We start from the raw sequence: 23,591 nt of genomic DNA, 5'->3' as shown, positions 1-23,591 counted from the left end.
AACATAAGAGTTTCGTATATTCAGGTTATAATCTGCCGCCAATGCGGAGACTTCACTATGAGCAACTCAACTTCTACCCCAAATACTGGTTTAAGCTATAAAGATGCGGGCGTCGACATTGAAGCGGGCGACGCACTGGTCGATCGTATCAAATCAGTCGCAAAACGCACTACTCGTCCTGAAGTAATGGGCGGTCTTGGTGGTTTCGGTGCACTATGCAAAATCCCAAAAGGCTATGAAGAACCTGTATTGGTTTCTGGTACAGATGGTGTAGGTACAAAATTACGTTTAGCGTTAAACCTAAATCGCCATGACACAATTGGTCAAGATCTTGTGGCAATGTGTGTAAACGATTTACTCGTTTGTGGTGCTGAACCATTATTTTTCCTAGACTACTATGCAACAGGTCATTTGAATGTTGATGTTGCAGCAAATGTAGTAACGGGTATTGGTAAAGGTTGTGAACTTGCTGGCTGTGCACTTGTTGGTGGCGAAACTGCTGAAATGCCAGGTATGTATGAAGGCGAAGATTACGATCTTGCTGGTTTCGCTGTTGGTGTAGTTGAGCATAGTAAAATTATTGACGGTACTAAAGTAAAATCTGGTGATGTACTTATCGGTGTTGCATCAAGTGGTGCTCACTCTAATGGTTACTCATTACTACGTAAAATTTTAGATGTTAAGAACGTTGATTTAACTCAAATTGTTGATGGTCGCCCACTTGCAGATGTTGCAATGGAACCAACACGTATTTATGTAAAACCAGTACTTGAACTTTGCAAACAAGTTGATGTTCATGCAATGGCTCATATCACAGGTGGTGGTTTACCAGGTAACTTACCTCGCGTTCTTCCAAATGGCGCACAAGCTGTGATTGATGAATCGAGTTGGGAATGGTCAGAATTATTTCAATTGTTACAACGTGAAGGCAATGTAGAACGCTTCGAAATGTATCGTACATTTAACTGTGGCGTTGGTATGGTAATCGCTGTTGATGCAAGCGAAGCTGATAAAGCCATTGATGTATTAAATGCTCAAGGCGAAAAAGCATGGAAAATTGGTCATATCCAAGAGAATGCTGAATCAGTTGAAGGTGCAGACGAAAAAATTCGCGTGATCTTTGCATAATGAGAATTGCTGTCCTTGTCTCAGGCAACGGTAGCAACTTACAGGCCCTGATAGATGCAAATCTGTCAGGGCAAATCATTGGTGTACTTTCAAATAAAGCTGATGCATATGCATTGCAGCGTGCTGAGAAAGCCAATATTGCAACCGCTGTTATTTCACATAAAGATTATCCAAATCGAGAAAGCTTTGACGATGCTATGCATCAGCAATTGCTTGCTTGGGAAATTGACTTAGTCATCCTTGCAGGCTTTATGCGCATTTTAACGCCAAACTTTGTCAGTCAATGGCAAGGTAAAATGTTAAATATCCACCCTTCTCTGCTGCCTTTTTATAAAGGAATTAATACACATCAACGTGTATTAAATACTGGAGATCGCTTGCATGGTTGTACCGTTCATTTTGTCACTGCTGAGCTAGATGCAGGACAAAGTATAGCGCAATCAGCCATTCATGTGAGTTTGCATGATAATGTAGAAAGTCTAGCACAACGTGTGCATGAGCTTGAACACTTCATCTACCCTCAGGTTGCAGAATGGTTATGTAATGGTCAACTCACTTGGACAAACGGTCAAGCATATTTCAATAAAAAACCTTTAGAACGACCAATTCAATTTGCTCAATTCTAAAAATAAAACACATCTTCGGATGTGTTTTTGAAAAATATAATTCTTAATTTTTAAATAATTAGATTTTAACCCCAAATGAGCGCATCTGAATTTGTACTGAAAAATCATCTACACATAAAACTTTGGACTCAAAGCTCTCCGATTTTACCTTTCACAGATATACTACCGCCGTCTTCGTATTATAAATACACAATTGTCCTTGAATTGTTTCAACCTCGTGGCGGAAGATTTCTCTATGGTTTACTGGGTGCAGAAGTTGATATAAATTTAAAGAATAGTGAAATTATCCTAAATTTGACAAAGCATGATTTAGAAAATCGTATTTTTCAATCTGATTTCCTGAATAAACTTGATGAAGCAAAATATGGTTTGCCAATTGAATACACTACAGAATTACAAAAATTTATATTAGAAATATCCAACCAGATGAAATTTAATGATTTATATAAAATAAACTTTTGTTTTTCGGCTCATAGTGATATTGGATCTAATATCAAAATTTTCAAATTTTTAGCATTATTAATCCTTCAATATATACAAAATAGTGACTTAACTTTAAATGATCTAAATCAAACACAAGAATTTTTAGATCAAAGCATATAAAGCCCAAAGTATGTATTTAATAGAAATAGAAAATACATACTTTCTTATCGGCATGCTTCATTTAAAAATTAATCAAACTTCTAATTTTTTCCACAGTTTCAGTCGGATACTCTAATGGGAACATATGTCCACCATTAACAACTGAAAAAGGAATACCCAATTTCCGTTTAGCAACTTGAGGAAGTTTTTCTTTTAAGAACACACTATCACGACCAACAACCAAATGAACAGCTACTCTAGGTTTTGGCATAGGTAACCACCACATCGATGGTGTCGTTCTAAACATTGCAACCTCATCCACTTTCGGAATGGTTAAAGTCACTCCACCCTTTAATGGATCATTACTCAAAGCATGCTGAATATACGCTTGGAAGCAATCTGTATCAAAGTGTTGATAAAATCCTCTAGAGCCCAAAAGTTCTGCTGCTTGTTCTCGAGATTCCCAATGATCACGACGACGTACTGATAGACCTGCTGGCGTAATTTTATCGACCAATTTAGGTTTAAACACTTTAGCAAGATGAAAAGCAAATGATGCTTTACCTATAATAAATGGTGGGTCCAGCATAATCACTTGAGAAAACAACTCAGGACGACGATAAGATGCCATTAGTGTTAATACAGAACCTAACGAGTGTCCCAAGCCAATTACTTTTCGACCTTGTGATTGTTGCACGATACTATCAATGATTTGATCAACTAAATGCCTCCACCCATGCGTAATTGGATAACGTTTATCAGTGCCAATCTCTGCAACATAGATAATGTCATATTGATCTTTTAACTGCTCAAATAGCTTCTGATAAACTTTAGATGGAACACCATTAGCATGTGCAAAATGAATCAAAGGTTTCATAAGCGTTTCTTTCAATTTATATATTGATTGGTCGATTATCTCGCGCTACAAATGCTTTGCAATTTAAAAGGGAGAACTGCCCAGTTACGTTTAAAAATAAAAAAGGCTGTGAATGATCACAGCCTAGTCTTGATGATTATTGCATTTTTGCATTTTGTTGGGTTTGTAATTGTGCAGAAAGTGAACTACTGATTCCTTCACCAATCTTTGTACCCATACGTCCTAAAATTGACTCTAAAGGATTGCGTTGAACGGTATAATCTACTTTCTGATCTACTTTAAGATCGCGCATTAATGTTGTAATACTACCACTACGATCTGCAACACCTAATGCAATTGCCTGTTCACCCGTCCAGAATAGACCAGAAAATACAGCGGGATCATTTGACTTCAAACGCTTTCCACGACCTTCTTTGACTGCATTAATAAAATGTGTATGAACATTATCTAAAACAGCTTGCACATGTGCTTGTTGAGCTGGATTAATTGGCTTAGTCATACTTAGAATGTCTTTATTATTACCAGAAGTTAAAGTACGATCTTCAACACCAAGTTTTTGCGCTAAACCACTCAAACCATAGTTTGGCATAATCACACCGATTGAACCAACCAAACTTGATGGGTTCACAATGATCTCATCTGCCGCAGAAGCAATATAGTAAGCACCCGATGCACCCATATCACCAATCACAGCATAGACTTTTTTATCTGGATGTTGTTTTTTAAGGTAACGAATCTCTTGCCAAATCTCATCAGATTGCACTGGTGAGCCACCAGGAGAATTAATATTCAATGCAATCGCTTTACTGCCAGTGGCTTCAAATGCACGATTCAATGCTTTATTGGTGTCATCACTATTGACAGTAGATTGACCACTAGAAGAATCAATAGTTCCAACAATATCAATCACAGCTAAATGATCAGAGCTAACATTCGTATTTGATTTTTCTACAGAAGTTGAGCAGCCTTTGCTCATTGCGATCAATACGATTAATAAATACGCAAAACCTAAGCATTTAAAAAAGATGCTCCAACGTCGACTACGGCGTTGTTCTTCGACAGAAGCCAAAACAGCTTTTTCTAAAATCTGCCATTCTTTGCCTGTCACATTATTGCTATTTGTAGGTTCATTTTGTGGTTTTGGTGGCCAATCGGACATAAGATTCCAATCCAATGTATTGTAAAGTGAATTTATTATATACGCTGATTTATAGAAAACTGTTTAAATAACTTGTTTTAACTTATAATTATTTTATACGTTATACTCTCCTCTTGTAATTTTTTTAATGTTTGATATATGGCATACCCCAAATCAACAAATAGTAATTACCGTCTCATACAATTTTTGAGTCATCAGCCACTCCAATTAGGTCGTTTTATCGCAGGTTTTGTTGCGCTATTGCTTAATAGTTTCCAGCTTTCTAAACTTTCAAAAATTATACAATTGAATTTACAGATCGCATTCCCTAAAGCATCTCAACAAGAAATAAATCAATTAAAAAAACAAGCAATTAAAAATGAACTAACCTCTTACTTTGAATTTGTGAGCATTTGGGGAGCTTCAAATGAGAAAAATATTCAGCGCATTCACAAGATTCATAATGAGCATTATTTTCACGAAGCCCTCGCAGAGAAAAAAGGGCTTGTCCTGATTATGCCTCATTTGGGCACTTGGGAAGTTATGAACGCATGGCTATCCAAACATACTCAAATGACCATCCTTTATAAGCCTGTGAAAAATCCTGATGCTGATCGTTTTGTTCGTGATGCACGTAGCCGTAATCAAGCGAATTTAGTGCCTACTGATGAAAGTGGAGTTCGTCAGATTTTTAAAGCATTAAAACAAGGTGGTACAACTGTTATTTTACCTGATCACACCCCTGATCACGGTGGTGAAATGATTAAGTATTTTGGTATTCCATTGGCCTCGAGTAGTTTAAGCGCAAAGTTAATTCAAAAAACAAAAGCACGAACTTTATTCCTTTATGCTTTGAGGAATGACCAAGGTGGATTCGACATGCATATCGAGCGTATCAATCCTCAAATTTATGAAGGTAATGCCGAAGATGGTACGCTTATTATTCATCAAACTTTGGAGAATTTAATCCAACGTCTTCCAGCGCATTATCACTGGAGTTATAAACGATTCAGTGCGAACCCTAGCTTACACAAAATTTATGATATTGATGTCAACGAAGCTTTAGCAAAAGTTGCTGAAGTTCGTCAGCAAGAAAAAACTCAGCTTTAATCCTATAAATATTGTGATATGAAAATATTACAATATTTAAGCTATTTTCTTTCCAACCATTTAATTTGTTGTCTTTGCTGTCTGAGCTCAACCTGACCATTTTCAAAAACAAAACGAATTGTTCCTGCTTCAACCGTAGTTAACAATGGAATATGTAGCGCCTGTAGACGATTTTTCAACTCTTGACTGGGATGTCCATAACGATTATCAAACCCTGCCGAGGCAATCGCAAGCTTAGGTTTTAAAGTCGCTAAAAAATCATAAGCAGAACTATGTTTACTCCCGTGATGTCCCAAGATCAAAACATCTACTTTTAAATCGGGATATTGTTGCATTAATTTATATTCAGCCTCCCAACCTGCATCTCCCATGATTAAGAAGTTTTGATAAGGCTGGGCATTTAAAAACTGTAAATACACCACACAGGAATACTCATTTTGCTGATCCTTTGCATGAATAAGCTCATCTGATTTAGGGGATAGAATTTCAACTTTTAGATTTTCATATGACCAATGCTGACCTTGGTGACAAAATGAGAAATTATTTTTGAACTGCATTTTTTGGTCATATTCATTTGACTGTACTTGAGATATTTCAAAGTTTTTTTGAATAATAGGAAAAGCACCACTATGGTCTTGATCAAGATGAGATAAGATTACATGGTCGATGTGGCGTACACCTTGTTGCCGTATAAATGGAATAACAACCCGCTCTCCTAAACTAAATTTATTTTCATTGTAAGAGCCCCCTGTATCAATCATGAAGATCTGTTCGGGATGTTGTAAAAATACGGCTTGCCCTTGTCCAACATCTAAAATATTTAAAACCGTAGGTTGAGTTTTTACACCTATACATATAGGTAAAAAACAAATCAATGCCCAAGCTTTAGGAATAGTCCCCCTCGGCATAAATAAAATAAGCATACCAAGGATTAAAGATACCATCATTAAGGGTGTATAACTTACCCCATATAAATGCGGTGAAATATTTTGCAAGATGTCTAAAATTGACATCAATATAGATAATACAAAATCATTAATTTGAAATAAAAACTGCCCTAGTGCAGGAATGATGAGCCAAATACATGCAGCCAGAATATCTAATGGCACAACGACACCGCCAAGTAAAGGAATTGCAATTAAGTTACTTACAGGTGCAATCCAAGAAACTTGCTGAAAGAAAATCAAGACTAATGGTAATAAGGCGATAAAAATCTTAGATTGCGATTCAACCAAAGCTTTAGCAGCTAAAAATATTTTTTGAGTCCACGTAATAGGCTGATCTTGCGGTAATTGCGCAATGGTTTGATAAACTCTAAGTAGAATAAAACACGCACCATATGACAGCCAAAAACCAGCGGATAGAATACTAAAAGGATCAAAAAGCAATAATATACTGGCACTATAGATCAATAAGCTAAATGGGCGAATCGATTGACGAAAGAAGAGAAAAATACTTGCAAGCAAAGCAGTCAATAAAGTTCTGATTGCTGGAATCTCAAAACCAACAAACGCCACATACACCAGAACACTGAGTAAAAATGGCAATAATAATAAAATTTGTCTAGGCTGCCATAAGTATAGATGTGGGTAGTAACGCTGTATGAGCCGTTGTATCAACCAAGACAACATGAATGCAAAGATCAACACATGTGGACCAGAAATCGCTAACAAATGCGAAATTCCAAGCTGTTGAAATTGTTGTTTCAATGTATTGGATAACAGGCTTTCATCACCTGTTAGCAAGGCTAAAAGTAAACCTTTGTGCTGAAGGTTAGATGCTTGTAACATCTGCCGAAATTCTAAGCGTTTCATCTCAACGCTTAACAAAAATTTAGCAGAAATGCTTTGCTGTTGCTTTAAATGCCCTTGATAACCCAAACGATAAATTTCATCAAAGCTTAAAGGTTGAATAGACTGCACTGAAAATGCAGACATTATATTTTGCTGCAAAAACCATTTTTCCTGATCAAATGCACCCACAACAGCATAACTATGCGCTGGTTTAATTTGACCATGAACTCGATAATAATGCCCCAACTCTAAGCTTTGCTTCTGATTTAACTGATATTTGTCTTGTTTTAAATAAAGTAACCAGTTAACAGGTTGCTTATGTCGATTAAGTACTTCAGCAATTTGTTTATGACCATCATCACTCAATTCATCTATGCTTTTAATATAAACAATTGCTTCATAGGATTGTGATTGAAACTCTTTTAATTGCAGTCTTTGTTCTAATGCGGAATCTGCAAAATGATATCCTGTTGTAAACAATCCCCAGCTTGCACTGATTAAAATAAATGCTTTATAAAAAGGTCGATAAAAATAGAATTCTTTCTTGTATATGCCAAAGCTAAAGATCAGAATTGCAATAGCTAACCAAATCCACCATGTCAGCTCGATAAAATCAAGATGAAATCCCATGACTGCAATACCAGCAATCCAGCCCAATAAAATAATTTTTAACATGTAATTTTTTAATTAAGTTTTTGTTTTTTCTGAGCGCAAAATTAAAGCCCGTTTTCAGGGCTTTAACAAGACATTAAACAAAATAAATTATTTTGGATCAATCCATAAACCATCTTGCATATGCAAAATCGAATCTGCTGATTGAGCCAATTGCTCATCATGAGTCACAATTAACATCGCCATATTCAGCTCTTTTTTGAGATCAGTCAGCAATTCAAAAATACTCAATGCTGTTTTCCGATCTAAATTACCAGTTGGTTCATCTGCTAATACAACTGCAGGTTTCGTCACTAATGCACGCGCCAAAGCCACACGTTGACGCTCACCGCCCGATAATTCACCTGGTTTATGATCTAAACGATGTGATAAACCGACACGATCAAGTAGATATTCTGCTTGTCTTTTAACATCCTTATAATTACTTTCACTACGTAACATTAAAGGCATGGCTACATTTTCTAAAGCAGAAAACTCAGGCAACAAATGGTGAAATTGATAAACGAAACCTAGATATTGATTACGCTTATAACCACGCTCTGCTTCGCCTAAATTATCAAAACGCTGCCCTTGTAAAAAAACTTGACCTTGCGAAGGTTGCTCTAGGCCACCAAGCGCATGTAATAACGTACTTTTACCTGAACCACTAGAACCGACAATGGAAACAAACTCGCCTGCTTTTACTTGAAGTGATAAACCTTTAATCACTTCAACTTTGCTTTTACCATCATCAAAATGTTTATAAATATCTTTGGCTTCTAAGACGATCTTACTCATAACGTAATGCCTCAGCAGGTTGAACTTTGGCTGCACGTAATGCAGGATAAATTGTCGCCAAAAAACTCATCAATAATGAAACAGTGACAATTACCGTAACATCTTGCCATCTTAGATATGAAGGCAGATAGTGAACAAAATAGGCATCAAACAAGTTCAAACCTAGAGCAGTATTGAACCAAGAAATAATATCACTTATGGTCAATGCTAAAGTTACACCTAACACTGTTCCTGCAATCGTTCCAATGACACCAATCACTGTGCCTTGTACCATAAAAATTTTAGTGATCATGGACGGTGAAGCACCTAGAGTTCGCAGAATCGCAATATCAGATTTTTTATCTGTTACGACCATTACTAAAGATGAAACGATATTAAATGCAGCAACCACAATAATCAGAACAAGAAGTAAACCCACTAAGGTTTTTTCCATCTGAATCGCATTGAAAAGATTACCGTGCGTATACGTCCAATTCGATGCATAGAAATTACTTGGTAACTGTTTCACGATATCATCTGCAACAGATGGTGCGGCGAAAATATCATCTAACTTTAACCGTACACCTTGTGCGCCATCAGGTAAACGCAATAATGTTGATGCATCATTTAAGGCGATATAACCCACCATCGAATCAACTTCTGCACCTACACTAAAAATCCCAACGACTTTAAAACGTTTAAAGCGTGGCACAACACCTGCTGGTGATGGTGTTGCTTCAGGCAGAACTAAGGTGACATTGTCATTTAAACCAAGACCAAGTGCATCGGTCATGTCCTTGCCTAGAACAATACCAAACTCGCCTTTCTTCAAAGCATTTAAATCACCCGAGACCATATGGTTTTGGATAATTGAAACCTTCTTCTCATATTCAGGTTCAATTCCTGTCACCATAATCCCAGCTACCTGCCCCTGCGCTGTCAACATCCCTTGTAATTGGGTAAAAGGTGCAACGCCAGTAACATGCGGATGATGCTCAACTCTTTTTACAAGCTCAGGCCAATCTGTTAAAATTTGAGTAGAAGAAACTGTTGCTTGTGGAACCATCCCCAGAACACGATTTTTTAATTCACGATCAAACCCGTTCATAACAGACAGTACTGTAATAAGGACAGCAACGCCAAGGGTTAAACCAATCATGGAAACCAAGGCAATAAAAGAAATAAAATGATTACTTCGCCGAGCACGAGTGTATCTCAACCCTATATACAGCGAAATTGGCTTAAACATACCATCTAGTCCGAGGTGATTTATTATGGAAAATTCACAACATCAGCTTGTTGAGGACAACTCTGAACGTCGAGTGATGTCTCGTATTGATGCTGTGTTAAGAATCAACTATCAAGTCATTCCTGACGACGTTGCGCTGAATGATCCTTATGATTCTCACTTTGTATTGCCACGCTATTTTCTACTACTTGCTGAATTAGATCAATTTGATCATGCATTTCGCTACGAATTAGAACAATTAAATGAAAAAGATCAACAAATTGCTCGCATATTATCCCTTTTCAATCAAAAATTGAATCTGATTACTGGTTCTTTTTACGACAATATCGTGCAATCCCTACTACCAGTACCTGAACAAGTTAACTTTTCCGAGAATGGCTTGAGCTTCTTCAGCTCACAAGATATTAATGAAGGAACCTATATTCATATTACGTTGAGTCATCCTGAAAACTACTTTCATATCGCAGCAACTGCTCAAGTTGCTTACAGCTCAGCAGATGAACAAGGTAAATTCCGTATTGGTGCTTATTTCATTACCCTTAATCCACAAGATCGTGCCAAATTAGCGGAAAGTATTCAAGATTCACAACAAACTGAGAGCAACCCAAATTAAATATGAAAACGTCGTTTTCATATTTTCAAACGGCGATAGGTATTAAAATCTTTATAAAAGTAAAGACACAAACCTAATAGAATGATGCTTGCCCCAACAAAAACCTGTGCAGACAACTGTTCATGATTGAGGTAAGCACCTATGAGTATTGCCAACATTGGGGTCATCACCGTCGTCAGTGACAAGGTGGTCGCTTTCAAATTTTGTACCAACTTAAAATAACAAAACATCGCAATTAATGAAGCCATTACAACGGTATAAGTCAATGCTAACAATGATTTCGTCGAAGGAAAGTGCGTTGGTGCATGTTGCCAAATCCAAGGTAGTAATAATATGGCTAAGATTGTTGAAACCAGAATTGAACCGGTTGCTTGAGCCATCGGTTGCACATCCGCATTGATTTTTTTCACCAGAAAAATAGAAAGCGAATATGCAAAAACACTCATCAGCATTAAAACAATACCTATCGGTTGCACATGTTTTTGACTACCACTCAGACAAATCATCGCTAATCCAATAATTGAGGTTCCCATCCCCAACCACTGCAAACTCGCTAACTTTTGTTGAAAACCAAATCTTCCAATCAGCCCAGCCATGATCGGAGCTAAGCCAAACATCAATGCAATCAACCCAGAACTTAAATAAGGTGTTGCTGCATAAGTAAAAATTTGCGAACCAATCAAGCTTAATGAACCAGCTACATAACTTGATAACGCGACTTTATGAATCGGGAATTTAACCTTTAATAGCAATAGCACGCTAACCGCCAAAGGTAAGGCAATAAAAAAGCGCAATACCAAAGCCCACATAGGATGTAAATCAGTAACACTCCAAACAATTGCCAATGGCGTGGTTGCCCAAATGAATACTAATAATCCATACGTCAGTACTAAGTTGATTCGTGAAGGCATATTTAGCTCAAGAAGCGGTTTTGCGTTTTTGTTTGAAAATAGTTTGATCTAAAGAGCTTGAGAATTCACGTTTATCACGTTCAGAAATAGGTGGTGGTCCACCTGTTTGGACACCAGCTCCACGTAAAGTATCCATAAAATCACGTAAATGCAAACGTGCTTTAACATTTGCAACCGTATAAATTTCACCCCGAGGATGAATTGCAATGCCGCCTTTTTCAATTACTTGTGCTGCAAGCGGAATATCTTGTGTAATGACAATATCATTTTCATGCATACGCTCAATGATTTCTTTGTCTGCTTGATCTGCCCCACTCATCACCTGAATCGAATTAATCCGTAGAGATGGCGTAATCCCAACATTCTGATTGGCGACAAAGGTAACTTCTAACTGATAACGATCAGACGCACGTAAAATCACTTCACGTAAAATTTTAGGTAAAGCATCAGCATCTACCCATAATTTAAATGGCAGCACGTTGGCACAAGCTCATAAAAATAAAAATATAGTGTAGCAGATTACGGTAAAAGTAGAGTTAGCATCATTCGACTAATTGCTGTTATCCATTTCATTGGTTAGATTTGAGATCAAAAACAGAAATTTGAATTAATTTTTAATGAATTACATATCCAGACTTGAAAAATGGATGTTACCCTCGATTTAATAGAATAAGTTCAATCTTTTTAGCATCACGCTTTATGAAAAATCAAAACAGTCCTGAAACTATTAAAATTCAAGATCAAAATTTCGGTAATCATGTTGAGCATTGGAACCTATTGACTGATACACCTGAAACAGATGTTCCCAAATGGTTAGGATTGGCACTTGATGCTCCAGTGATGCCTATGGGCTTATGTGAAGATGAACAAGACATGGATCAATCATTTTGGTTGATTCAAGGGCCAAAGGGTCAGTCTATTTCAATCAATCAAATTATTGCGGTTGAAAATCAAAAACCACGCGCATTAAAAACAGCATTCCCAAGTTTTGAAAGCCCATATAAATATGATGCCCAAATTGAACGTATTATTACTTGTGATTCTGCAACTCAAGCAGTATTACGTCTGAGTTTAAATAAAAATACGGTTATTTATGCATTTGATAATTTATTTAGTGTTAATAACTGCCAATATGATCAAAATCAAACTTATCAAGTTCAATTTAATGCTTGGGCATATGAAGTAGAACCAGTTGCTGAAAATGAGAAAATCATTGTTGATGACCCTGCATCGATTAAACATCATCGTGCTTTAAATGCTATTTTGGCTGAACATAATGGTGTTGCACCAGAAAACTTACAAGAGCTGATTAACGACTGGCAACCAAAAACGCCCGAAGATCACGAACCTGTAACCGTTGATTTTTCTAAAATGGTGGCATATTTGTATGGTGAAACATTAGGTCAAGAAGATGAAGCTTGGTTCCAAGGTAATATCGTTGGCAAAACAACCATGCAATTTATGCAAGATGAATATACGCTGTATGATGTGACTTTAGTTTTAGAAGATGATTTACCTGCAATTTTAATTCGAATTGCAACAAAAAATGATTTGTATAAAAACTTTAACATTGGCGAATATATTCGCGGTAACCTATGGATTCAGGCGAATATTTATGCTAAAACTGGTATAAAGTGACAAAAAATCACATAAATAGCATTTCTAGGCGTTCTAATGAAAATTATACCAGAACAGACAACCACCAGTTTGATTCATTCGAGTGATCAAGGTCTTAAACTTGATATTGGTGCTTTTTGCTTTTTTTTACTTGGTATGTTTTTAGCAGCACTCATTTTTCATCAAATTGGCTTATTTTAATTTTTAGATTTAAATTGTATTAATAAAAAAGCCCTCGTTAATGAGGGCTTTTATTTTATGGATGATAAATTGCTTAACCGTGACGTTTTGCAAATTCGTCCATGAAATTAACCAATGCTTGTACACCTTCTAAAGGCACAGCATTGTAAATACTTGCACGCATACCACCCACAGAGCGATGACCTGCTAAGTTAAGCAAATGGCTTTGCTCAGCTTCTTTCAAGAAAGTTTTTTCAAGTGCTTCATCTGCAAGTGTAAATGGTACATTCATGATTGAACGATTTGGAATTGCGATTGGATTATTATAAAAATCACTAGAATCAATATATCCATAAAGCAATTTTGCTTTTTCTTGGTTTACTTTATACATTGCGTCTACACCGCCTTGTTCAAGTAACCATTCAAATACTAAACCAGACAAATACCAAGCATAAGTTGCAGGCGTATTTACCATTGAATCATTTTTTGCCTGATCAGAATATTTCAAAATGCTTGGAATTTCAGGTTTTGCTTGATCTAATAAATCATCACGCACAATAACGATCGTTAAACCTGCTGGACCAATATTCTTTTGTGCCCCAGCATAAATTAAACCGAATTTACTTACATCTAATGGCGCAGACAAAATGCTTGAAGAAAAGTCACATACCAACGGTGCATTAACGTCTGGTACACCTGCAAATTGTAGACCACCAATCGTTTCATTATCCGCATAGTGCACATAAGCCGCATCGTTTGAAAGATTCCAAGTGCTTTGCTCAGTAATGGCGTGTTTTCCATCAATGAGCGTACCCGCTTCAATGACATTGATGTCCCCATAACGTTTTGCTTCTTTCAACGCTTTTTCAGACCAAATACCAGTATGAATATAATCAGCTTTCGCATTCTTGCCGAGCAAGTTTAAAGGAATTGCTGAAAATTGAAGCGATGCTCCACCTTGTAAGAACAATACTTTATAGTTCTCAGGAATGTTCATGAGCTTACGCAAATCCGCTTCAGCTTTTTCAGCGACAGCAACATAGTCACTACTACGATGACTCATTTCCATGATCGACAAACCTTTACCTTGCCAATCCAACATTTCTTGTTGAGCTTTCTCTAAAACGGCAGTAGGTAATGCAGCAGGACCAGCGCAGAAATTATAAGCACGCATGAGTTTTCCCTTGTCAAAGTGAAACAAATTGAAATGGGGATTTAATCATAGATTAGCGAAGGTTGCAGCAGCTTATCGAGTAAATATTTAAATTTTAGTGCAAAAAACATATAAATTTTTTAATCTGCTTTTGATTATTTTGATGCATTTTATTCACTGATCACAGTTTAAATCCCATTATTCTTTATAGATTAAAAACTCTATTTTTTACAAATTCAATACACCAATTGAAGTGATATAACTATTTAATTAAAAACATAATATTTCAATTTTATAAAAAGAATTTAGACTATCTGAGGATATTATTAAATTGCGACATACTCTTATGTTGAAACGACATGATCGACCGAGCCTTCAGGTCAAACGGTTTCCCAAACAGCTCAGCCTATGTATGAGCCTGATTAGTTGTGCCCTATTTTCATTACCATCATTTGCTCAGACCTTCAGTTATAGCCAAGCTGAACAATATGTCGTGCAAAATGCTTATAGTTCTCAAGCGCAACAAGCCTTACAGCAAGCATCGCAATTAGAAATGGAAGCTGTTAAAAATTTAGGCTTACCAAGAATTGATTTAAATGCTCGAGCCTATGCATTTCATAGTGAAACGAGCGTGCCTCTTGAATCAAGTAAACGTCGTTTAGAAAACTCATTAACAAATGGTTTTGATGAAAAATTATCTCAATGGCAAAATGTATTACCTCCAGAAGTCATCGATCAGGTCAGCCAAGGTTTTGATCAAGTTGTTAGCGATGGTTTAAATAAAGTTCCAAATAACCTAGATGTCACTGTTGAAGATCATGATGTTCGTACTTCAGTTTCAATGGTTATGCCACTATATACTGGTGGAAAAATTAATAGCGCTAAACAAATCGCCACCATTCAAGCAAAACGCTCAAATATTAGTGAAAAACAACAGCAAGATACACAACGTTTCGAAATGATTCAGGCTTATTTCAATGTGCAATTACAACAACAATTAGCCAAGTCAGCACTGTTTAATTTGAATGCCATGCAAGAACATTACAACAATGCTCTAAAACTTGAAAAACAAGGTTTTATTAACAAGGGACAGCGTATGCAATTTGAAGTTGCACGCAATAATGCTGAACGTACCTACCAAAATACACAGTCTAATTTAAAAGCGAGCGAATTTAGTTTACAGAATCTATTACAAACCAAAGAAAGTGTCAGTCTAAGCACCCCTCTTTTTGTGAATTTAACTCAGAATCATTCTTTGGATAAATTGCTTGCAAATTATGATCAGAACTCAAGTTTGATTAGAAAACTACAAATAGATACTGAATTAGCCAATGAAAATGTGAAAGTTCAACAGGCCTCTAAAAAACCAAGCGTTTTTGCTTTTGGAGAATACGGCTTAGATAGCAAAGAAAATTGGATTGTTGGTGTGATGGCAAAATACAATTTATTCTCAGGTATAGACAATAATAAAAATATCCGTGCCGCAGAGCTCAAAAAATACGCAGCAGAGCTTATGACTGAACGGACAAAACAAGAAGTCGAAAATGTTTTATACAAATCTTATAGTGAATTAAATTCTTCGCAAAATAGCCATCAATTACTTACCCAGAATACCAAAGCAGCTCAAGAAAACTTAAGAATCCAACAACTTTCATTTAAAGAAGGTATGGGTACTGCAACACAAGTGATTGACGCACAAAATGCTTTAAGTGCTTTAAAAACTGAAATGGCACTCAACTCGTATAAATATATTTTATCTTTGGCTACCTTATTACAAAGCTATGGTTCTATTGATGAATTTAAGCTTTACGTCAATCAACCACGTACTGACTATATCCGCTAATTGGAGAAATTTATGAGCCAGAATCCATCATCATCCAATTCAGAACGTGGTACAGATCAAGTCAACCAAACAACAGATGCTCAAACAAAAGAAACAGCATCTGAACCAGTTTCTCTAATTGAACATACAGAAAAAGTAGAAGCTAAAACAGCACCTTTGAATAAAAAAATTCCACCGAATAAATCTTCTAAAAATGGAAAATTCAAACTTATTGGGTTAATTATCCTTATTTTATTATTCGGTTTAATTGCATATGGTCTATGGAAGGCTTATCAACCTCAGACCATTGAATTACAAGGTCGCGTTGAAGCAGAAACAGTACATATCAGCACTAAAGTTCCAAGCCGTATTGAAGAATTTTACATCACTGATGGGCAACCCGTTAAAAAAGGACAGGCTTTGGTTCGTTTTGTTAGTCCCGAGTTAGAAGCAAAGAAAGAGCAAGCACAAGCAGCTTTACAAAGTGCTACAGCATTTCATTCAACTGTATATCGTGGTGCTCAACAAGAGAATATCGAAACCTTATACGCCAACTGGCAAGCAATGAAAACCCAAGCTGATTTGGCAGCAACCACTTATAAACGTGGTGAAAATCTATTTCAACAAGGTGTCATTTCTCGTCAACGCCGTGATGAAATGTTAGCCGCCCAAACTTCGGCACGTGAAACTGCAGAAGCCGCTTATCAACAATACGCACGCGCTAAACGAGGCAGTACGGAGCAACAAAAATCAACTGCTGATGCGCAAGTTGCTATGGCTCAAGCAGCGGTAAAAGAAGCCAATGCATTAACCGAAGAAACCAAACTGTATTCACCGACTGATGGTACTGTTTCTAAAACTTACGGTAAACCAACTGAGTTAGTCGCGACAGGCATCCCTGTAGTAAGCATTCTTGAAGACCATGATTTGTGGGTAAGTTTGAATATCCGTGAAGACATGTATAGCTCAATTTATAAAACTAAAACTCTGGAAGGTTTTATTCCTGCACTCAACCGTAAAGCAAATTTTAAAGTGAAAAAAATTGATGCCGAAGGTGATTTTGCAACGATTAAGACAACAAGACAAACTGGCGGTTATGATATTCGTAGTTTCAAATTTCATTTAGTACCAGAACAAACCATTCCAGACCTAAAAGTCGGTATGAGTGTTTTATTTAACATTGCAGAGGCAAAATAACCGATGTTTGCAGTAATGCTTCGGGAGTTGCGCTATTTAAAACGCCATAAAGCTGATTTTTTTATGGCGATCATTGCCCCTTTGTTGGTGATTCTTCTTTTTGGCAATATGTTTGCATCGGGTAAAGCTGAGCATTTACCTATCGTTGTGATTGATCAAGATCAAAGTGAAATGAGCCGTAAAGTCATTCATGCACTGAGTATCAATCATACTTTACAAGTAAAAACCATCACCACTAGCCAAGATGAAGCCGAACAGCTTATTAATAAAACTGAAGCATGGGGATTCGTTTTAATCCCCGATGGTGCAGAACAAAGATTAGTACAAGCACAAGATGCACAAATTAGTATTGCCTACAATCAATCTTTTTTTAGTATTGGGAATACCATTTCCTCTGCAATGCTGATCAGTACCTTAAATGGTATGGCGGATTATATGGGAAATCGTTATTTTGCCAATGTCCTTCCTTATTTAGATGTTCCCACACCACATATTAAGATTTCTACGCTGTATAACCCCAATATGAGTTATGAACTATTCCTTGAGCCGTTCATGGTACCCGCAGTTTTACATTTACTGCTTTGCTGTTGTGTGGCTTTTGCGATAGGACAGGAGTTTAAAAGGAAAACCCTGAATGAATGGGTTGACTCAAAACACATTATTTCTAGCCTATTAGGTAAAATCCTGACCTATGTCTTTATTTTTTGTGCATGGACATGGTGCTGGATGTTTTGGCTAGCTCATATTCGTGGCTATTTTATTGCAGGTTCGCTCAGCCTAATTTTGCTTGCACAATTTTTACTTTATTTTTCTTATGCTGTCATCAGCAGTACGGTTGTATTAGCCACCAAAGATCTACCTAAAACCTTTGGTTTTATTGCACTTTACGGTGGATCATCACCTAGTTTTTCGGGAATTACCCTCCCCCTGAATAATGCACCAGCATTTACTCAATTTTGGTCAATGATTATTCCGTATACGCCTTATGCGAAACTACAAACAGAGCAATGGGTGATTGGTAGCGATATTTCCGTATCTCTCATTCCTTTTGGCATTTTAGTTATTTTCTCTGCTCTTTATCTAGGTTTAAGTATTCGTTTATTGAAGAAAAATATTCAGGAGCAAAATCAATGAAATCATTTTGCTTCTATTACATCCAAACGTTTAAAAATATTGTTGCAAATAGTTCTGTATTTACCACATTGATTGCAGCTGTAATCATGTATAGTTTTTTCTACCCTACTGCTTATAAAGCTCAATCGGCAGCAGATATCCCAATTGTGATTGTTGACCAAGAACAAAGTATTTTAACTTCAAAAATTATTAGTCAAGCTGCTAATAGTCCACATATTCGAATCACAACAGTTACCGATAATTTCTTAGAGGCTGAGAAACTCGTAAAAAATCAGAAAGCTGAAGGCATTCTATTGTTACCCGAAAATCTTACCAATAGTTTGAAACGCGGCGAAATGGGTGGAATCGGTCTTTACCTAAGTACAGCCTATTTCATTCGAACGAAAGAGGTTGGAATAGGGCTTGCAGGTTCAATTGAATATACCCTGCAAGAATATTTAGAAAAATTTGGCAAAGCTTCTTCATTTCATCCTGAAATATCGATTCATCAGATTCCTCTATTTAATACATTATCTGGCTATGGCAGCTATATTTTTCCTGCTGTATCTAGTCTTATTATTCATCAAACCATATTACTCGGGCTCGCAATGTTGATTGCGAGCTATAGAGAAAAAGGTTGGGTTGCCAACCGATCAGAATTTTTTGCGATTTTTGCCGCAATATTGACCATCGGATGTTTAGGTTGTCTCTATTTATTTGGCTTTACATTTTGGTTATATGAATATCCGCATGGGGGTAATTTCTGGGGAATGCTATTCTCTGTTCCGATTTATGTGAGTTGTATTATTGGTTTAGCGATGCTAGTTGGTTCTATAGTCGATATGCCCGAACGTGTTGGACATTTGATTGTTGTAACCTCTGTGCCTCTATTTCTGTTAACGGGTACAGCTTGGGCACATTCCGCTATGCCTGAATGGATGCAATGGTTGGCATGGTTACTTCCTTCTACACACGGCGTGCAAATGTTTGTGCAATTAAATCAAATGGGTGTACCTATTGCTATTGTCGTACCCAAACTAATTTTCTTAACAACATTAGGCGCAATTTTATTAGCTATTTCTTACTTCAGATTGGTTAAGAAATAGCGTTTCATGGTTTAAGTTGTTATTAAGGATATCTAGGCATATTGCTTTAATCGAAATTAATTAAAAGGTAAGAGTAAATCTCTATCTTATCTTTTAATTGACCTAAATGAAGGCATGGATATGGCTAAAGTGTGCTATTGCGCTGACGATTTTGCAATGAACCCTGAAATTTCAGAAGCGATTCTATTGCTCGTGCAAAAAGGAGTTTTACATGCAACCTCATGTATGACTCAGTCACCCTACTGGCCAATCTCAGCCCAACAACTTAAACCATTATCGAATCATATTGATGTTGGTCTACATCTAAATTTTACTCATTTATTCGATCGACAAATACCTATCTTCAGTCTACCTAAGTTGATACTAAAAGCATGGTTTCATCGTTTAGATCCGAAAATCATTCAGCAAAGCATTGAACAGCAATGGAATCTATTTATTTCAGAAATGAAGAGACAACCTGATTTTATTGATGGTCATCAACACATACATCAGTTTCCTATTATTCGAGAGGTATTAATCGATTTTCTCAAGCAACATCATTTTCAAGGTTGGATTAGAAACTTAGAGTACCCTGTATTCATTCCTCATTATTCAGCCAAAACCCGTTTACTTTCAATGCTCGGTGCGCCAACTTTGGCAGCGATATGTAAGCAGAAAAATATCTATCAAAACAAAAATTTCGCAGGCATTTATGATTTTAAAGATTTTGACTACGCTCGATTAAACCAACAATGGTTAATGCGAGCAAAAGATCATTTATTAATTATGTGTCACCCAGCTATGGATGCTATTGACCACAAAGACCCTATTGCAGCAGCGCGTGTAAGAGAATTTCAATATCTGAATTCATCACAATTTCGTGATGACTGTCGACTTTATCAAATTTCACTCGGCCCAATGGATGCATTAAAATGATAAACAATCCATTTTTATCTTGTGTCGTCCCTGCGTATAACGAAGCAGAAAATCTAAAAAAATTTATTCCTGCTTTAGCACAACAATTGCAACAACAAAACTTACGCTATGAAATCATCGTAATTGATGATGGTAGTCAGGATCAAACTGTTGCTGTTTTAGAACAAATGCTGAATGACTATCCGCTACGCATACTAAAACTTTCTCGCAATTTTGGTAAAGAAGCAGCTCTAAGTGCTGGATTAGATTATGTTACTGGAGATGCAGCCCTCCTAATCGATGCTGATTTTCAACATCCACTAGATGCGATTCCAAGCATGATTCAACTTTGGAAAAATGGCTATGACATGGTCTATGGAATTCGAGATCGAAGTACGGAATCATGGCTTAAAAAAATCTTCACCCGTTGCTATTACCATATACTGAACTTAAGTTCTTCTGTCGATATTCCTGAAAATGCGGGAGATTTTCGACTTCTTGATGCAAAAGTAGTCGATGCGGTTAAAAAGCTTTCTGAAAAAAACCGCTATATGAAAGGCCTATACGCATGGGTGGGTTTTAAAAGTATTGGAATTCATTTCACAGAACAACAACGTCAACACGGTCAATCTAGTTTTAATTTTAAAGCCTTATTTCAACTAGCAATGTCTGGGTTAACTGGATTTTCTGATCTTCCATTGCGGCTATGTATCTACCTCGGCGCATTACTTGCAATATTTGCGATGAGTTATGGGGTATGGATTATTATCGAAACGTTAATTGAAGGCATTCGAGTACCAGGTTGGGCCACACTTGCTGCTGGTATGACACTTTTAGGTGGAATTCAACTCCTTTGCATTGGCATTTTAGGTGAATATATTGGTCGAATTTATGCAGAAGTAAAAAATCGACCTAAATATATTGTTTCAGCAGAATATTCACATATTCAACCAAAGCCTGTATTACAAGAAAAACAAAATAATGTAGCTTCCTTCTAATGCAAGCGCATATCCTACAATTCTTTCGTTTTGGTATGGTTGGTTTAATCGCAGCACTTATACATTATGTTGTAGTCACACTGCTCATCCAACCCCAATATCAAATCTCATTAAAATACGCCAACTTTTTTGCCTTTTTAACCGCTTTCTGGATTAGCTACTTTGGCCATCGTATTTTTACTTTCAGAGTAACTTATCTTCAGCACAAGCAAACATTAAAGAAATTCATTGTAGTAGCTATTCTGGGTTTTCTTTTTAATGAATCTATTTTGCTCATAAGCCACCACTATCTTCACTTTCAGGTTTCCTTACTCGTGATTGCAAGTATTTGCATCACTTCAATTTTTACTTTTTTACTCAATCGTTATTTTGCATTTCAATAATAGGGATGAAATACATGCAACAATGGCTGCGATCATCTAAGTTTTTACTTATTTTTTTACCTCTTTGGCTATTCATTAGCTCATGCATTCGTCCCCTATCTATACCAGATGAAGGACGATATGGTGATATTAGTCGCTATATGCTCGAATCGGGGGATTGGTTAATTCCACGTATTAATGGCTTACCATTTATGCATAAGCCCCCCTTATTACATTGGCTTTCTACAAGCTTAATGGAAATATTTGGTGTGCATATTTGGGTATTAAGACTCGTTCCAACCTTGGCAGGTTGTATGATGTTATTCAGTCTTTTTATTTTTCTGAAGAAACATGTTTCTGAAAAAATTGCTCAGTTAACGATGATTATATTAGCAACGAGCTTATTATTTTACGGCAGCAGCCAATATATCAATCATGATCTATTAGTTGCGTCATGGATGACGGTGTGTATCCTTAGCTTCGTTGACTTTACGCTTTCAGGTAAAAAAACTATTCTATTTTTAGGATATTTTGCAGCCGCGGCAGGATTTTTAAGTAAAGGTCTAATTGGCGTACTAATACCGGGGCTCGTACTCCTTCCTTGGTTACTCTACACGCGTCAATGGGCTAAAATTCCCACTCTACTTAATCCCTTCGGCATTCTTCTGTTTCTTGCATTAACCGTACCGTGGATCTATTTAGTTCAGTTAAAACACCCTCAATTTTTACATTACTTTTTTATTGATCAACAGTTTAGCCGATTTAATTCCAATGAGTTTAATAATAAACAGCCTTGGTTTTTCTACTATTTAATTCTTCTTGTCAGTTTTTTACCTTGGTTTTTAATCAGCCACTTTAGTTTTCCAAAACAACTCTTTAAACAATCTCTACCTTATTCTTTACTATCGCTGCTTTTATGGTGGTTTATTTCTGTCAGTATTTTTTTCTCAATTCCACCTTCAAAGCTAGCAGGATATATCTTGCCAGTTGTAGCCCCTTTAGCAATATTACTTGCTGTTACCATAAGTCCAATATTAGATAAGATTGATAAAAGCAAACTTCAAATTTGGGGCACTGCTGTTTTTATTTTCATACTCGGCTTTGGAATTATTTTAACACCGCACATTATCAAAAATAATCATGATTTTTATATGAATCATGCCATACAAATTTATGTGATTGGCACAATTTTATGTATAACCCCATTCAGCTTAATGCTGTTATTTAAACAGAAAAAAATAGATTATTTAACGGCAATTTTTTTAAGTTTAATCGTATTTTGTACTTCTATTTCAGTAGCAATAACTGTTTTAGATACAAAAAATAATGCTGACCAAGTCGATTTTTCCAAACTCATCAATCGCAATTCTGAGGTAGTTTTTTATTACAATTATTTCTATGACATTCCTTTTTTACTGGATCTTAAAAAACCAGCTTATATTGTCAATGATTGGGATAAAGTCAAAACAGATAACTCTTCACTTGAACTAAAAGATGGGCTGTTATTCGAACCTGAACGTCAACAATATCTATGGAATAAACAGCAGCTACAAAAAGCTTTGGATCAAAAACAGCCATTACTTCTTTTCAGCAATCCTAATGGATACACTCCAGAAGACCCAAATGTAAAGGTTTTACATTATCGTAATTATGATATTTTTTTCATTAATCAACATCCCTAAATAAAAAAGGAA

At 36.4% G+C, this 23,591-nt stretch carries 23 protein-coding genes; 15 read left to right on the top strand and 8 right to left on the bottom strand.

Annotated features, from left to right (window positions below):
• The first annotated feature begins 57 nt into the window (after positions 1–57).
• The 3 genes from purM (at position 58) to AAV96_RS11800 (ending at position 2,357) form a co-directional block, all read left to right on the top strand.
• Positions 58–1,128 (top strand): phosphoribosylformylglycinamidine cyclo-ligase, encoded by a 1,071-nt coding sequence (gene purM / locus AAV96_RS11810; RefSeq protein WP_046739436.1) that lies wholly within the window; start codon positions 58–60, stop codon positions 1,126–1,128.
• Positions 1,125–1,754 carry a phosphoribosylglycinamide formyltransferase gene (gene purN, locus AAV96_RS11805; RefSeq protein WP_171062425.1) on the top strand — a complete coding sequence of 210 codons (630 nt, stop codon included), beginning with the start codon at positions 1,125–1,127 and terminating at the stop codon, positions 1,752–1,754. Before purM ends, purN begins: the two co-directional genes overlap by 4 nt.
• 75 nt (positions 1,755–1,829) lie before the next feature.
• Entirely contained in the window at positions 1,830–2,357 is a 528-nt protein-coding gene (locus tag AAV96_RS11800; RefSeq protein ID WP_046739435.1) for a hypothetical protein, read from the top strand.
• Between the two features lie 61 nt (positions 2,358–2,418).
• Here the strand turns inward: AAV96_RS11800 and AAV96_RS11795 are convergent, their stop codons facing one another.
• Positions 2,419–3,213: an alpha/beta fold hydrolase gene (locus tag AAV96_RS11795; RefSeq protein WP_046739434.1), complete on the bottom strand. Its 795-nt coding sequence runs from the start codon at positions 3,211–3,213 to the stop codon at positions 2,419–2,421.
• A gap of 136 nt (positions 3,214–3,349) precedes the next feature.
• Positions 3,350–4,372 carry a signal peptide peptidase SppA gene (sppA, locus tag AAV96_RS11790; RefSeq protein ID WP_046739433.1) on the bottom strand — a complete coding sequence of 341 codons (1,023 nt, stop codon included), beginning with the start codon at positions 4,370–4,372 and terminating at the stop codon, positions 3,350–3,352.
• 138 nt (positions 4,373–4,510) lie between these two features.
• Between sppA and AAV96_RS11785 the strand changes: the two genes are divergently transcribed.
• Positions 4,511–5,461, top strand: coding sequence for a lysophospholipid acyltransferase family protein (locus tag AAV96_RS11785; RefSeq protein WP_046739432.1), 951 nt, complete (start codon positions 4,511–4,513; stop codon positions 5,459–5,461).
• Positions 5,462–5,502: 41 nt separating this feature from the next.
• Here the strand turns inward: AAV96_RS11785 and AAV96_RS11780 are convergent, their stop codons facing one another.
• The 3 genes from AAV96_RS11780 to AAV96_RS11770 form a co-directional block, all read right to left on the bottom strand.
• Positions 5,503–7,929 (bottom strand): DNA internalization-related competence protein ComEC/Rec2, encoded by a 2,427-nt coding sequence (locus AAV96_RS11780; RefSeq protein ID WP_046739431.1) that lies wholly within the window; start codon positions 7,927–7,929, stop codon positions 5,503–5,505.
• Between the two features lie 87 nt (positions 7,930–8,016).
• Complete coding sequence (lolD, locus tag AAV96_RS11775) at positions 8,017–8,703, bottom strand: lipoprotein-releasing ABC transporter ATP-binding protein LolD (protein ID WP_004661121.1); 687 nt, start codon at positions 8,701–8,703, stop codon at positions 8,017–8,019.
• Entirely contained in the window at positions 8,696–9,931 is a 1,236-nt protein-coding gene (locus AAV96_RS11770; protein WP_004661120.1) for a lipoprotein-releasing ABC transporter permease subunit, read from the bottom strand. The genes lolD and AAV96_RS11770 overlap by 8 nt, the downstream gene beginning before the upstream one ends.
• 25 nt (positions 9,932–9,956) lie before the next feature.
• Here AAV96_RS11770 and AAV96_RS11765 point away from each other — a divergent pair, with 25 nt between their 5' ends.
• The gene (locus AAV96_RS11765; protein ID WP_046739430.1) at positions 9,957–10,544 is read left to right on the top strand and encodes a PilZ domain-containing protein; all 588 of its coding nucleotides are present in this window, start codon (positions 9,957–9,959) and stop codon (positions 10,542–10,544) included.
• A gap of 17 nt (positions 10,545–10,561) precedes the next feature.
• On the opposite strand, the gene AAV96_RS11760 is transcribed toward AAV96_RS11765, so the two are convergent.
• A complete protein-coding gene (locus tag AAV96_RS11760; protein ID WP_046739429.1) occupies positions 10,562–11,455 on the bottom strand; it encodes a DMT family transporter in 894 nt (297 codons plus the stop codon).
• 7 nt (positions 11,456–11,462) lie between these two features.
• A complete protein-coding gene (locus AAV96_RS11755) occupies positions 11,463–11,933 on the bottom strand; it encodes a YaiI/YqxD family protein (RefSeq protein WP_004661117.1) in 471 nt (156 codons plus the stop codon).
• Positions 11,934–12,154: 221 nt separating this feature from the next.
• On the opposite strand from AAV96_RS11755, the gene AAV96_RS11750 reads away from it, so the two are divergent.
• Both AAV96_RS11750 and AAV96_RS18295 read left to right on the top strand, forming a co-directional pair.
• On the top strand, positions 12,155–13,093 hold the full coding sequence (locus AAV96_RS11750) for a hypothetical protein (RefSeq protein WP_046739428.1): 939 nt from the start codon (positions 12,155–12,157) through the stop codon (positions 13,091–13,093).
• A 36-nt stretch (positions 13,094–13,129) separates the two neighbouring features.
• Complete coding sequence (locus tag AAV96_RS18295; RefSeq protein ID WP_004661115.1) at positions 13,130–13,273, top strand: hypothetical protein; 144 nt, start codon at positions 13,130–13,132, stop codon at positions 13,271–13,273.
• Positions 13,274–13,346: 73 nt separating this feature from the next.
• Here AAV96_RS18295 and serC read toward each other — a convergent pair whose 3' ends face one another.
• Entirely contained in the window at positions 13,347–14,426 is a 1,080-nt protein-coding gene (gene serC, locus AAV96_RS11745; protein WP_046739427.1) for a 3-phosphoserine/phosphohydroxythreonine transaminase, read from the bottom strand.
• A 325-nt stretch (positions 14,427–14,751) separates the two neighbouring features.
• On the opposite strand from serC, the gene AAV96_RS11740 reads away from it, so the two are divergent.
• The 8 genes from AAV96_RS11740 to AAV96_RS11705 all read left to right on the top strand — a co-directional run bounded on the left by AAV96_RS11740 (position 14,752) and on the right by AAV96_RS11705 (position 23,579).
• Entirely contained in the window at positions 14,752–16,248 is a 1,497-nt protein-coding gene (locus tag AAV96_RS11740; RefSeq protein WP_046739426.1) for a TolC family protein, read from the top strand.
• Positions 16,249–16,260: 12 nt separating this feature from the next.
• Positions 16,261–17,424, top strand: a complete 1,164-nt coding sequence (locus AAV96_RS11735) for an HlyD family secretion protein (RefSeq protein ID WP_046739425.1) — start codon at positions 16,261–16,263, stop codon at positions 17,422–17,424.
• A gap of 3 nt (positions 17,425–17,427) precedes the next feature.
• Positions 17,428–18,558 carry an ABC transporter permease gene (locus AAV96_RS11730; RefSeq protein WP_046739424.1) on the top strand — a complete coding sequence of 377 codons (1,131 nt, stop codon included), beginning with the start codon at positions 17,428–17,430 and terminating at the stop codon, positions 18,556–18,558.
• Positions 18,555–19,643 carry an ABC transporter permease gene (locus AAV96_RS11725; RefSeq protein WP_046739423.1) on the top strand — a complete coding sequence of 363 codons (1,089 nt, stop codon included), beginning with the start codon at positions 18,555–18,557 and terminating at the stop codon, positions 19,641–19,643. Before AAV96_RS11730 ends, AAV96_RS11725 begins: the two co-directional genes overlap by 4 nt.
• 120 nt (positions 19,644–19,763) lie before the next feature.
• Positions 19,764–20,558 carry a ChbG/HpnK family deacetylase gene (locus AAV96_RS11720; RefSeq protein ID WP_046739422.1) on the top strand — a complete coding sequence of 265 codons (795 nt, stop codon included), beginning with the start codon at positions 19,764–19,766 and terminating at the stop codon, positions 20,556–20,558.
• Positions 20,555–21,535, top strand: a complete 981-nt coding sequence (locus AAV96_RS11715; RefSeq protein ID WP_046739421.1) for a glycosyltransferase family 2 protein — start codon at positions 20,555–20,557, stop codon at positions 21,533–21,535. Before AAV96_RS11720 ends, AAV96_RS11715 begins: the two co-directional genes overlap by 4 nt.
• Positions 21,535–21,918 (top strand): GtrA family protein, encoded by a 384-nt coding sequence (locus AAV96_RS11710; RefSeq protein ID WP_046739420.1) that lies wholly within the window; start codon positions 21,535–21,537, stop codon positions 21,916–21,918. Before AAV96_RS11715 ends, AAV96_RS11710 begins: the two co-directional genes overlap by 1 nt.
• A gap of 14 nt (positions 21,919–21,932) precedes the next feature.
• Positions 21,933–23,579, top strand: a complete 1,647-nt coding sequence (locus AAV96_RS11705) for an ArnT family glycosyltransferase (RefSeq protein ID WP_046739419.1) — start codon at positions 21,933–21,935, stop codon at positions 23,577–23,579.
• Positions 23,580–23,591 lie beyond the last annotated feature (12 nt).

The organism is Acinetobacter sp. AG1, from assembly GCF_001005525.1.
Taxonomy (GTDB): Bacteria; Pseudomonadota; Gammaproteobacteria; order Pseudomonadales; family Moraxellaceae; genus Acinetobacter; species Acinetobacter modestus.
This window is presented reverse-complemented; position numbering and strand designations above follow the sequence as displayed.